Origin of the sequence: Paraburkholderia sp. (genome assembly GCF_028283785.1) — a bacterium.
GTDB lineage: Bacteria > Pseudomonadota > Gammaproteobacteria > Burkholderiales > Burkholderiaceae > Paraburkholderia.
The window spans coordinates 85,224-97,273 of record NZ_JAPWKB010000005.1; the positions used below are offsets into that span (position 1 = coordinate 85,224).

At 58.0% G+C, this 12,050-nt stretch carries 12 protein-coding genes; 2 read left to right on the top strand and 10 right to left on the bottom strand.

The genetic code is table 11. The annotated features are described in order from the left end of the window. The 5 genes from PW947_RS04470 to oxlT all read right to left on the bottom strand — a co-directional run bounded on the left by PW947_RS04470 (position 1) and on the right by oxlT (position 5,952). Positions 1-441 carry a low molecular weight phosphotyrosine protein phosphatase gene (locus tag PW947_RS04470; protein WP_299629869.1) on the bottom strand — a complete coding sequence of 147 codons (441 nt, stop codon included), beginning with the start codon at positions 439-441 and terminating at the stop codon, positions 1-3. After that, on the bottom strand, positions 438-1,487 hold the full coding sequence (locus PW947_RS04475; protein WP_299629870.1) for a polysaccharide biosynthesis/export family protein: 1,050 nt from the start codon (positions 1,485-1,487) through the stop codon (positions 438-440). The genes PW947_RS04470 and PW947_RS04475 overlap by 4 nt, the downstream gene beginning before the upstream one ends. 223 nt (positions 1,488-1,710) lie before the next feature. Continuing rightward, the gene (locus PW947_RS04480; protein ID WP_299629871.1) at positions 1,711-3,123 is read right to left on the bottom strand and encodes an undecaprenyl-phosphate glucose phosphotransferase; all 1,413 of its coding nucleotides are present in this window, start codon (positions 3,121-3,123) and stop codon (positions 1,711-1,713) included. Between the two features lie 465 nt (positions 3,124-3,588). After that, positions 3,589-4,557 carry a LysR family transcriptional regulator gene (locus PW947_RS04485; protein WP_299629872.1) on the bottom strand — a complete coding sequence of 323 codons (969 nt, stop codon included), beginning with the start codon at positions 4,555-4,557 and terminating at the stop codon, positions 3,589-3,591. An 87-nt stretch (positions 4,558-4,644) separates the two neighbouring features. Next, positions 4,645-5,952: an oxalate/formate MFS antiporter gene (oxlT, locus tag PW947_RS04490; protein WP_299629873.1), complete on the bottom strand. Its 1,308-nt coding sequence runs from the start codon at positions 5,950-5,952 to the stop codon at positions 4,645-4,647. Positions 5,953-6,268: 316 nt separating this feature from the next. Between oxlT and PW947_RS04495 the strand changes: the two genes are divergently transcribed. Both PW947_RS04495 and PW947_RS04500 read left to right on the top strand, forming a co-directional pair. After that, positions 6,269-7,216 carry a LysR family transcriptional regulator gene (locus tag PW947_RS04495; protein WP_299630571.1) on the top strand — a complete coding sequence of 316 codons (948 nt, stop codon included), beginning with the start codon at positions 6,269-6,271 and terminating at the stop codon, positions 7,214-7,216. 96 nt (positions 7,217-7,312) lie between these two features. Further along, positions 7,313-7,603: a hypothetical protein gene (locus PW947_RS04500; protein ID WP_299629874.1), complete on the top strand. Its 291-nt coding sequence runs from the start codon at positions 7,313-7,315 to the stop codon at positions 7,601-7,603. Between the two features lie 75 nt (positions 7,604-7,678). Here the strand turns inward: PW947_RS04500 and PW947_RS04505 are convergent, their stop codons facing one another. The 5 genes from PW947_RS04505 to PW947_RS04525 all read right to left on the bottom strand — a co-directional run bounded on the left by PW947_RS04505 (position 7,679) and on the right by PW947_RS04525 (position 11,960). After that, on the bottom strand, positions 7,679-8,566 hold the full coding sequence (locus PW947_RS04505; RefSeq protein ID WP_299629875.1) for an NAD(P)(+) transhydrogenase (Re/Si-specific) subunit beta: 888 nt from the start codon (positions 8,564-8,566) through the stop codon (positions 7,679-7,681). A 35-nt stretch (positions 8,567-8,601) separates the two neighbouring features. Continuing rightward, entirely contained in the window at positions 8,602-9,420 is an 819-nt protein-coding gene (locus tag PW947_RS04510) for a fumarylacetoacetate hydrolase family protein (protein ID WP_299629876.1), read from the bottom strand. A 26-nt stretch (positions 9,421-9,446) separates the two neighbouring features. Further along, complete coding sequence (frc, locus tag PW947_RS04515) at positions 9,447-10,694, bottom strand: formyl-CoA transferase (protein ID WP_299629877.1); 1,248 nt, start codon at positions 10,692-10,694, stop codon at positions 9,447-9,449. A gap of 347 nt (positions 10,695-11,041) precedes the next feature. Then, the gene (locus PW947_RS04520) at positions 11,042-11,761 is read right to left on the bottom strand and encodes a GntR family transcriptional regulator (RefSeq protein WP_299629878.1); all 720 of its coding nucleotides are present in this window, start codon (positions 11,759-11,761) and stop codon (positions 11,042-11,044) included. Next, positions 11,739-11,960: a hypothetical protein gene (locus tag PW947_RS04525; RefSeq protein WP_299629879.1), complete on the bottom strand. Its 222-nt coding sequence runs from the start codon at positions 11,958-11,960 to the stop codon at positions 11,739-11,741. The genes PW947_RS04520 and PW947_RS04525 overlap by 23 nt, the downstream gene beginning before the upstream one ends. Positions 11,961-12,050 lie beyond the last annotated feature (90 nt).

Below are 12,050 nucleotides of genomic sequence, written 5' to 3' on the forward strand. Positions count from 1 at the left end.
TCAGTAAGACAGTCGAGCAATTGGGTCCAGCCAGCGGGAGATGCCCTGCTCGATCTGAATCATCGCGAGTTCAAAAATGAAACGGCCATGTCGAAACGGGTCGACGATGTCGATCCCTTCGTGCTCGCCGAGACGGTGTACCTTCCCTTGCGAGAACGGAAATCGTGCGTGTACCGCGTTACGCTGGTCGCGTGTCATCGTGAGAATCAGGCGGCTGCGTCTCACGCGATCCTCGTCGATCAAGGTCGAAACATGTGTCCGTAAATCGAGTCCGCGCGCTTCGATCAATTGCATCGCAAGTGGATCCGCCGCGCGCCCGCCACTCGTATGCGTGCCGGCCGACTGCACATTCAAGCTGGGCATTGCATGCGCAAGCAATGCCATGCCCATCGGGCTGCGACATAGATTGCCTTCGCAAACCATCAGCACGCCGACCTTCATTTCGCCACCACCGCTGCCGTCAGGCCCGCGTTCACAGCCGGCAACAAGTGCATCAGCACGCGGCTGAAACGCGCCAATCCTGTGCTGTCGACGTAGACGATGTCTTTCGGCTGCAACTCGAACTGATTGGCGAGCACCATCGCCACGGGCGAACTTCCGTCGAGGCGATAAACCTGTGCGCCGCTCGCATCACCGCCGCGAATCACATACATCTGCGAAGGGTTGGCCGTTCCCGTATTCACGCTACCCGCTTGCGACAGCGCATCGCTTAGCGTCAGCTTGCCGTTCTTCAACGGGATCGCCGTCGTCGGCTTATTGATTTCACCCATCACAAAGACGCCGTTTTCGTCACGCGATGCAATGCGCAGCATGTCACCATCCTTAAGAATCAACTTCGACGGATCGCTCTTCTTTTCGATCATCTCCGGCAGATTCACCGGATACGCGACGTTGTCACGAACAAGTTGCATGCGAGCCTGATCGGCCGCCGCGGTGAAGCCGCCAGCGCGTGTGACAGCCTCGTAGAGCGTCATCGGAATATCGTTGATGGGCTGCGCACCGGGAGCGTGGACTTCGCCGTCGATATACACCTTCTTTGCACGGAACGACGTCACGCGCACCGTGATTTGTGGATCGCGAAACACCTTCGCCAGACGTTGACCCAGTTGCGACTGCACTTCATCCGTGCGAAGCCCAACGACGTGAAGTCGGCCCGCATAAGGGAAGGTCAGATCGCCCGACTGATCGACGACGAAGCCCGGAGGCGCGTCGGAAGCACGAACCTGCGACTGCGACTGGTTAGCCAGCGAAACACCCAACTCCGGGTGATCCCACACCGTCACTTGCACGACATCGCCGACGCCAAGCGTGTATTGCGCAGGCACGCCAAAGAGACTGGGATCGACCGCTGCGTTTTGCAGTGCGGCTTGCGCGCGCAGTGTCTGAAGCAGACTGACATCCATATCGGTGATCTTCACCGGCAGCGACTCTGGCGTCTGATCTCCCGCGTGACTGACCGGAAGTGATGCCGCGCTGTCCATTTTCATTCCCGGCGCAACCGCACATGCAGAAAGAAGCACTGAAACCACCGCCACCAATGACCCTGTGCGACCACGGGTCCGAATACGATTCACCACTGACATGCTAAAAATCCAAGTTCTCGTGCGTCAACCCGTTCGCTTGCTACGCGATGTGGCTAGCGGAAGGTTCCGCCTACTGCACAGTTGTTCCCTTTCTTCGCACCTTGTCCGGACCGATGCGCGCGAGGCTTTAGTACGCGTTCCTGTGAAAAAAGCCTTTCATTACCGTCGCAATCACAATTCGCATGTCGAGACGGAAAGACCAGTTTCTCAAGTAGTACAGGTCACACTCCACACGCCCTTGCATCTTCTCGATCCGATCGGCTTCTCCTCGAAACCCATTGACCTGAGCCCACCCTGTAATGCCAGGTTTGATCCGGTAGCGATGGATATAACCGTCGACGATTTCCTGATAGTGGTTGTCGTGTTCGATCGCATGAGGACGCGGACCCACAACCGACATTTCGCCACGCAATACGTTAAGAAACTGCGGCAGTTCATCAAGACTGGTACGTCTCAGGAATGCACCGACTCGTGTAATACGTGGATCGCCACGTGTCGCCTGTTCGACGATGCCCACTTTGGCGGTGTGCGCACGCATACTGCGGAACTTGTAGATCCTGAAGACCTTACCGTCCGCACCGCGCCGCTTCTGCGTGAAAAGAACCGGACCGTTAGACGACAACTTGACGGCAACCGCCACAGCCGCAAGAACTGGTGACATCGCGAGTAACGCTATGGCCGCAAACAGCCGGTCGAAGATCGCCTTCTTCAACATCGCACTCGACGACATGGGCGACGCCATCAGATTGATCGCCGGCGCACCGAACAACTCGACCACATCGCCGTCGAACATCATCAGACTGCGTACGTCGGGAATGAAGCGAAGATTGACGAGATCACTACTGAACTGCGCGACAAGCTTTAACGCGAAACTCTCTTCAGACATCGACAGTGCAAGCCAGACTTCATCGACTTCCTTTTCGCGTACCCATTTCACGAATGGTTCGACCGCGACGAACTTCCTCATACCGGCTTCGTCGGAATGCAACGTCTCCTGCGTATTCAACATGCCGATTGCGCGAAATCCGGATGCCGTCTCACTCTCGATTCGCGACAGCACCGAATCGAAGTGCTGTCCCGCGCCGACGACTGCAACGGTCCGCAAATCTTTTCCATTGCGGCGCACATAGCCAAGCGCGGCATGCGCAATCAATCGCCACGCGATCAAACCGAAACAGGTCAAGAGTGTCCACATGCCAAACCACAGTCGCGACACGTGTGCGGTCTTGTGCAATGCGAACATCAAGCCTAAGCCGAACGCCTGAACCAGTAACCACGCAAATGCGACGGTCACGGCAAGACGCCATTTCGAACGACCACGCCATGATTTATACAAACCGAAACATGGAAACGTCAGCACACCGAGCCCGACACCGAAACCCACAAATGCGCCTTCGATCGGCGGATGTCCGATTTCCGTGGTGACGGTGAACGACGCCAACGTCGCGCCTAGCGCGATCAACACAATGTCGAGAACGCGCGCCACGACATCTTCGAATTCCACTGCATCGCGCCCAAACGATTTCCGATTCATCGACATAGCACTACGGCTGACTGGGCACCGCTCCTTTGATCAATCACGGCGCCTGCTACGTGCCTGCTTGCTGCGGAAATCGTTAATTTGAGTCGCATAGCGTCCTACTGAATTGCATTTTTTCCTGAGATTTGCCACGTAATTTTCCAAACGGTTCGTCACGTGTCAGAGAGGCCATTGTCCTCTCGCAAATGCGCCGAACGCACCAGGACAATTCTCAAACTGCCCTAGGAATCATCGATCCACAGATTGGCAAACCATTCGGCGAATGCCGCGCCGATGCAGGCGAGACATCACCAGAACAGGCTCAGGATTTGGGGAAATCGCGTTTCCAGACTTGGGATTCGCAGCGAACGTGCGAAAGCGACAATGTCACGAACCGTCAGAGATCAAGGTCTCGACGGGTGACGTAAAAGATGGGAGATGTGTGCAAGTGGGGCGAGGCCGCAAGCCTCGCAAACAACTCGTCAATTACGACGGCCGCAGCGCGGGCTCGTCGAGTGTTTCCGGCATCGAATGACGCGGATTCATTTCGTCGTTAGCCACGCATCCATTCACAGTCGCGGCGAATTGGGCCCATGCCGCCGCCGCATTCGGCCGCAGCGACCTGTTCTTGCGTCGGATCAGCATCGTCATCAGACGCACCTCGGGCACCAGCGGTCTCGCGACGAGGCCATCGGGAAGCGACGGCCAATGTGCGTCCACCGGCAAGACGCCGATTCCCAATCCGACTTCGACCAGCCGTAACACCGCTGCAGCGTGCCCGAGTCGTTGAACCGGACGTCGTTCCAGACCATGCTTTGCCAACGCGGAGTCGAACGGCGAACGCGTGCCCGAGTCTTCATTCAACGTGACCAGCGTCACGTCGTCGAGTGCTGTCCACGACAGCGAACCGGACCACGATAGACGATGTGTCGAAGGCATAACCGCGCATAGCGACGTCGAGAACAGCAGTTGCGCGTGCAACGACTCCGGATTAACCGGTTGTGCAATCGACACCACACCGAAATCCACTTCGCCGCGCTCGACTGCTTCGAGTACTGCGGCTTGCGGCTGATCCTTCATGCAAACGGTCAGATGCGGAAAGGTCGCAGCACATCGCGCGAGACAATCCGGAATCCAGCTCGTCGACAACACCGGATTGCTTGCGACCATTACCACGCCGCTATGTCCTTCATGCCCGGTGCGTTCCTCGTGCAGCGTCAGATCGATTTCATCGAGCAATCTGCCGATTCTGCATTCGAGACTCGCCCCCGCATGCGTCAGTTCGACATGACGCGTCGTGCGGTCGAATAGCTTGATTTCGAGTGCATCTTCGAGTTCCCGAATGCACCGACTCACCGCCGACTGCGTCAACTCGAACTCGCGTGCCGCGCGTGTGAAACTGCGCTCACGCGCAACGGCCACGAATACCTTCAACTGATGGAGCGATACGTTCATGGCGCGCACACACTCACGACTATGTGCGCATTGCCGGATGAAGCATCCGCCACGCGATGACTCGATTTATTCACCTGTCCGCTCCGGTCATTGACTCATATGCGACGTACTGGTGGGATTGAGTGCCGGTTGATCGCGTTGATTGATCCAGCGCGAACGCATGGGCGCGAGGATGAACTTGGCGGACACGCCCGCAGCGATCGTGACGACTGCCGACACGATAAACACCAGGTTCCATCCGCCCGTCGCCGACAGGACGGACGCGACTGGCACGAGCAGAGACGCCGTTCCCTTCGCCGTGTACAACGTGCCCGCGTTGGCTGCCGCGTATTTGCTGCCGAAGGTATCGGCGCAGATGGCCGGAAAGATCGAGAAGATCTCGCCCCAGAACAGAAAGATCAGCGCCGCGAAGGTCATGAACGCGTAAGGGTTCGTGCCGTACTCCATCAAGCCGAGCAACGCGAGACCTTCACCGATAAAAATCGCGAACATCGTATTTTCACGGCCGATCTTGTCGGAGATAAAGCCGCAAAACGGACGCGTAAAGCCGTTGCAGATATTGTCGATCGACAGCGTCGCGGTAAGCAGCGGCAATGTCATGCCGAACATCGTCATCGGGATGCGTGCGAGTCCCCAATCCTTAGCGATCGGGCCGATTTGCGCGGTGGCCATCAAGCCGCCCGCTGCGACCGCGACGAACGACACATAGATCACCCAGAACACCGGCGTCTTGATCATCTGGCCAGGCGTGTAATCCACCTTGGTGACGGCGAACCGCTTGTTCGCGACTGCGGCGCGCTTCATGTCGGGCTTCTTCAGCAGCAACGCAAGCACGAAGATGAATACGCCTTGCAGAATGCCAAAGAACAGGAAGGTGTGTTCATAGCCGGTACGCGTGATCATATTTGCAATCGGGATGACCGTAACGGCAGCACCGGCGCCGAAGCCCGCAGCCGTTAAGCCGGCTGCCAGCCCGCGTCGGTCTGGAAACCATTTGAGCGCGTTACCCACGCAGGTTCCGTACACGCCGCCAGCGCCGATCCCGGCTATGACCGAACCGACATAAAGCTCCGTCAAAGTCGTTGCATGGGAGAACAATACCCACGCGACACCCGCGCACAAAGCGCCAACCGCCACCACGGGACGCGGACCGAAGCGGTCCACAAGCCATCCCTCGACAGGCACTAGCCACGTTTCGGTCAGGATGAAGATTGCGAACGCGAGCTGGATCGAAGCTTGTCCCCAGTGATGTCGCGCGTCCATCGGCGCGACGAACAGCGTCCATGCGTATTGAAGGTTCGCAACCAGCGCCATGCATAGCATGCCGATAACCAGCTGACACCACCGGTTCGACCAAAAGGCGCGACTGGGACCTTGTTGACTAGTAACGTTCATGTGCCTTGTCTCCACTATGTATCTGGATCAGCCGGCATATTTGCCGTGCTGCATATGTTCCAACTTATAGTTATGAGCCGTTGAAGCGGCATCCGGCACTACCGGATTTGCGTGGTCCGAATTTCGCTAGCCGAACCTCGTTAAAAGTACTCAAGCACGCTAAGGTTTACCCGCGAAAACGAACGCTAAACGTTTCTTTTGTACGCGGAACCTGACTTCTTTGATGAGCTTCTGTTGTTTATCCTAGGGTCATTGCTGAATTACTGATAATTAAAGTTTGTTAGTATGTCGATTCATATTCGCTTATACACCGGCCATCATGATGCGCAACGCGACACTGCGGCAGTTGAAGGTCTTCGAGACGGTTGCCCGGCATTTGAGCTTCTCGCGCGCCGCTGAAGAACTGCATCTGACGCAACCCGCTGTCTCCACACAAGTGCGTCAACTCGAAGAACACGCGGGCTTGCCGCTGTTCGAACAACTCGGCAAAAAGATTTATCTGACGCCCGCGGGCACCGAGATGCTTCACTACAGTCGCGCGATCATTCAGCAATTCCACGAAGTCGACGAAGCGATGAGCCAGCTCAAGGGCGTCTCCGGCGGCAAGCTGAACGTTGCAGTGATCAGTGCCGGCGACTACTTCTTTCCGCGTGTGCTCGCCGAATTCACACGTCGCTATAGCGGCGTGGTGCTGAACCTCGCGGTCCACAACCGGGAGGAACTGCTCCATCAACTCGCGTCGAATCAAACCGATCTCGCGGTAATGGTTCGTCCGCCGCATGAAACCGACGCCACCAACGAGGCGTTTGCTCCGCATCCATACGTGATCGTCGCCGCACCCACGCACCCGTTGGCCCGCAAACGCAACATCAAGCTGAGCCAGCTTGCGGGCGAAGCGTTCATCGTGCGTGAGCGTGGTTCCGACACGTGGAACTCGATGGAAGAAGGCTTTGCCGGCAGACTCACCAATCTCAAGATCGCGATGGAGATCAAGAGCACCGAAACCATCAAGCAGGCCGTCATTGCCGGAATGGGCATTGCGTTTCTGTCCGCCCATACCATCAGCCTCGAACTGCAACTCGGCCACCTCGTCGTACTCGATGTCGAGAGCTTTCCGGTGATGCTTAACTGGTACGTCGTCCATCGCAAGAACAAACGCTTGCCGCCTGTTGCCGTCGCATTCAAACGCTTCCTGATGGAAGAAGGCGCGAACCTGATCGAGAAGATCACGCGAGTCCGCGAATTGAGCGTTTATAAGCAATAGGCTATAGATACGCGGTAAAACTTTAACTGTTGCGAATCTTCGTCGCGCTCTATGCTGCAATCGAGTCGTTTCACTCGTTCGCCACGGAGCCCGGTCATGAATCCAGCATCGATTGAGTCGCAACACAGCACGCGCGGCGCGCGGGTGTCGATGCACACCGCCGACGACGCGCAGCTCGTCGCGTTCAATGCAGCTTTTAGCGATCTCGGCCTGCGCTTTCGTTGGGACAAAGAGACCCTCGACGCGCTCAACGCGTTCGATTGCGATGCGAGCCGCGTGACCGCCTATATCGAACGGCACCACGCGCATCTGCTTAAGGCCTATGACGCCGAATTTCTCGCGCAACTTATTCTCCATAAGAAAAGCGAGTACTACAGCCAGTTCTAACGCGGGTTAGACCGTCACTCAAGGTGGCGTGTCGCTTGCAACGTGTCGGCGCGCACGCTGAATTGCATTGAAGATTTAGCGCGACTCTCTTTCTTTTCGTCCCGGCAACGATGCTGCCCGAGCCTCGCGATGTACGCGACGCACACTGCGCCATTGCCTGCCGTCGCGGAACGCATTCCACCGCATCTCCTGCGGGAGACAATGGCTCCACGACCGCCACTCGATAAATTCGTCGATGACGACCGCTTCGGTCTTCTGCTTCTTCAAACCCAATGATTTTCCGCACTTGCGCACGCCGCGACTGGTTCGTCCTCTCTGATGCGTCGTCATTGTCAAATGAGCGCCCAACGCTGCGGCGAGGCCACTCATCGACAGCAATGCGCTCATCCCGAACGGCTGCATATCACGGGTCACAAAATCGTAACCGAGCCACACACATAAAATAACGGCACCCAGATTGACCAGCGAATAGCCGGGACGTCGTGCATCACGTAAATCCAGCGCACCACGCCATTTCCCGAAAGCCACCGCCGATCCGGCGAACATCAACGCGCCGAAAAAGACCGCGATATACATCTCGGCGCGCTGGATACTTTCCCATGCGTCCGACGTCTGATACCTGAACAAGCCGCATGAAACGGCGGCGAGTCCAATGCCACTTCCCAACAGCGCGATCGTTGCCGGCCGGCGCGTCATATCACGACGGCGCGCGAGCCACGCGCCAAGCGCCGCACCGACGATTGCAGCAACGACCACGTTAGCGTTGGCGCCCGCCCCAGCTGCCAGCCAGCCCGCAATGACGACACTCCCGGGACCCGCATACGAAGCGACTGCGGGCGACTTCACCGAACTGGTTGCAGATGCAACTGTCAATTGAGTGACGCCTGACACGACGCCAGCCAGCACCACCGACAGTAAAAATCCGCTGATCATCCAGACGGTATTCCCCGCTAACTCCGGCATGCGCGTCCCCTTTGGGCATCTAGAGAGCGAGTGCGTCAGGCAACGCTTGCACTCGCTGCGGCGGCGACGTCAGTTGCGAGGTGCTCCGTCGTTCCGAGGCGATTGCTCAACACGCCAATTCCTTCGATCGATACCGAAACGGTCGCGCCATCTTTAATCGATCCGACGCCGAGCGACGTACCGCACGCAATCACATCGCCGGGTTCGAGCGTCAAGTCTTGCGAGATCAGACTCACCTGTTCGGCGGGCGTAAACACCATGTCGTCGAGCGGATAGTTCTGGCGTTCGACGCCGTCGAGCGTCGTCACGACACGCGCGCTACGCCAATCGAATCCCGACACGATCGACGGCCCGAGGCAGCAAAACGTATCGAAGCCTTTAGCGCGACACCACTGCGGAAAATGCGGATTCTCGTTGAGGAGTTCGGCGGCGGTGACGTCGTTGACGATCGTGTATCCGAAGATCGCAGCGGCCGCTTCTTCGACGCTGACGTTGCGACAGCGTCGTCCGATCACAATGCCCAACTCACCTTCATATGCGATTTTCCCGGCATACGCAGCCGGTCTTTCGATCGTTGCGCCCGCACCGATCACGGAGCCGGCCGGCTTCAGCAGAAACAGCGGATGAGTCGGTACGGGCTTTTCGAGCTTCAATGCCAGCGCGTGAAAGTTATTCCATAGCGCGACGACTTTGCCAGGCGCGCACGGCGCAAGCGGCGTCAATGCACGCATAGACAGTACGGCACCCGTCGGTACCCGGTTATCGAGTCCCGCGTATTCATGCAGATAAGCGCCTTCGACACGACCGAACACCACCGTGCCCTCGCTCGACATAAATCTCATCCATGTATCCACGACCTACTCCTTCACTCTGTTCAGATTCAGATCGCGCCGGCCGCGCGCAACGCGCTGACCTGTTCCGGCGAATAACCGATTTCCGCCATCACTTCGTCGGTGTGTTCGCCGAGCAGCGGCGAGCGCGTAACGTCGGTCGGACTGTCGGACAGCTTGATCGGATTGCCCACCGTCAGATACTTGCCGCGCACCGGATGATCGACTTCGACGATCGTCCCCGTCTTGCGCAGCGACGGCTCTTCCGCGATCTCTTTCATCGACAGGATCGGTCCGCACGGTATGTCGTATTTATTGAGGATTTCCATCGCCTCGAACTTGGTCTTCGTCATCGTCCAGCGTTCGATTTCCGCGAAGATGTCCTTAAGATGCGGCAGTCGTGCGGCGGGCGTCGCGTAGTCGGGATGGGTCGCCCATTCTTCCTTGCCGATCACGTTGCAGATCTTCGTCCACACCGGCGCCTGCGTGATGAAGTAGATGTACGCGTTCGGGTCGTGCTCCCAGCCCTTGCACTTCAGGATCCAGCCCGGCTGACCGCCGCCCGACGCGTTGCCCGCGCGCGGCACCGCTTCGCCGAACGTGCCGTTCGGATGCTGCGGATATTCGCGCATCACGCCGGTCCGTTCGAGCCGCTGCTGGTCGCGCAGTTTCACGCGGCACAGGTTCAGCACGCCGTCCTGCATCGCCGCCAGCACCTTCTGGCCACGGCCCGTGTGGGTGCGCTGATACAGCGCCGTGACGATGCCCAGCGCCAGATGCAGCCCGGTGCCGCTGTCGCCGATCTGCGCGCCCGTCACGACCGGCGGGCCGTCGTCGAAACCCGTGGTGGACGCCGCGCCGCCGACGCATTGCGCGACGTTCTCGTAGACCTTGCAATCCTCGTACGGTCCCGGTCCAAAGCCCTTCACCGACGCGACGATCATCTTCGGATTCAGCTCCTGAATCCGCTCCCACGTAAAACCCATCCGGTCCAGCGCGCCCGGCGCGAAGTTTTCGACCAGCACGTCGCAGGTCTGGATCAGCGCTTCGAGCACGAGCTTGCCTTCGGGATTTTTCGTGTCGATCGTCACCGAACGCTTGTTGTGATTGAGCATCGTGAAATACAGGCTGTCGGCCTCGGGAATGTCACGCAACTGCTCGCGCGTGATGTCCCCGGCGCCGGCGCGCTCCACCTTGATCACGTCGGCGCCGAACCATGCGAGCAACTGCGTGCACGTCGGTCCCGACTGCACGTGCGTGAAGTCGAGAATGCGAACTCCGTCGAGTGCTTTGCCCATCTGTGTCTCCTCCACCGCAAGTTCGTCGGACCCTCAGGATCCCGCTGCGTGTCATTACATCTTGAACCATACGGTATGTGATATATCACATTCAAGCAAGCGCATTTTCGAGACCGCAAAACGCTGAAGATTGCCGTGAGATCCTTGTTTGACGCGGGGTTACAGCGAATAAAGCGACGCCGACGCGGAGGGGCGACGAGGGAAAACACCGAGCGCCGCGTCGATCCCAAGCGGGATTATTTGAGAAAAATCACGCAGATCGCAGACGCAAAAAAAGCCAGCGGCTCAAACATCTCCGCTGGCTTTTCGCTACAGACAATCACAATGGCGCGGTGCGCGCCGCCGTCTCAATCCAGAAAGTCGCAATTCGCTTCGACGAACGCGGCCAGATCCAGCGAGTGCTGACGCACCAGCCGTTCGGCAAGCTCGGTATCGCGCTGTTCGAGCGCCTCGATGATGCGCAGGTGATCGACGATAGACCGGGACGCGCGATCGCTTTGCGAAATGGTCAGACGCCGGATCGCACGCACATGGATAAAGATGTTCTTGATCGTGTCGAGGATGATCCGCGACTGCGATAACTCGACGATTGCCTGATGAAACGCGATGTTCGCGTCGGAGTATTCATCGATATGTTCGGCGGGCGTCGAATCACGAAAGTTGTCGAACATATGACGCAAACCGGCGATTTGCTCGTCCGATGCGTTCTGGGTGGCTAGACGCGCGGCCATGCTTTCCAGCGCGGCCCACATCTGGATCATTTCGACGATCTCGCGCTTGCTCTTGCGCACGATGTAAATGCCACGACGCGGCACCATCCGCAGAAAGCCTTCCTGCTCGAGCAGCGTCATCGCCTCGCGCACCGGCGTCCGGCTCACGCCGAGCGATTCGCTCAACACGCGCTCGTCGAGCCGGATTTCCTCACGCGACTGATAGATGTCTGCGTCGGCGATTGCCTGGCGCAGCATTGCATAAGCCTGGTCGCGCAAGCTCACGCTTGCGCCGATAGGCTGTAACGTCAATGTCAACGGTGTAGCCACAGATTCAGTTTGAAGTTCTGACGACATTCATCGCCTCTTTTTGAACAGACTTACGGAACGGCGCCGATGCAGCCATCGTGCCCTCGCCGCCCAACCCAAAGAACCGGCCATTGCCCGACGCGCGTTGCGCGACCGGCAGCGTGATGCCTTGAGCCAGAATAACAGTTGCCGAGGCGCCCAGCGCGACGAATGCAAGGGCGAGCAGTGCAAGAGAAACAAATTCCATTTGTAGCTCCGAAAGATTGAGTGATTCGATGACTCAATCATATGCTGCGTCGCCGCAAAAATCAATATCTTGTATGTGGTATATCAGAGA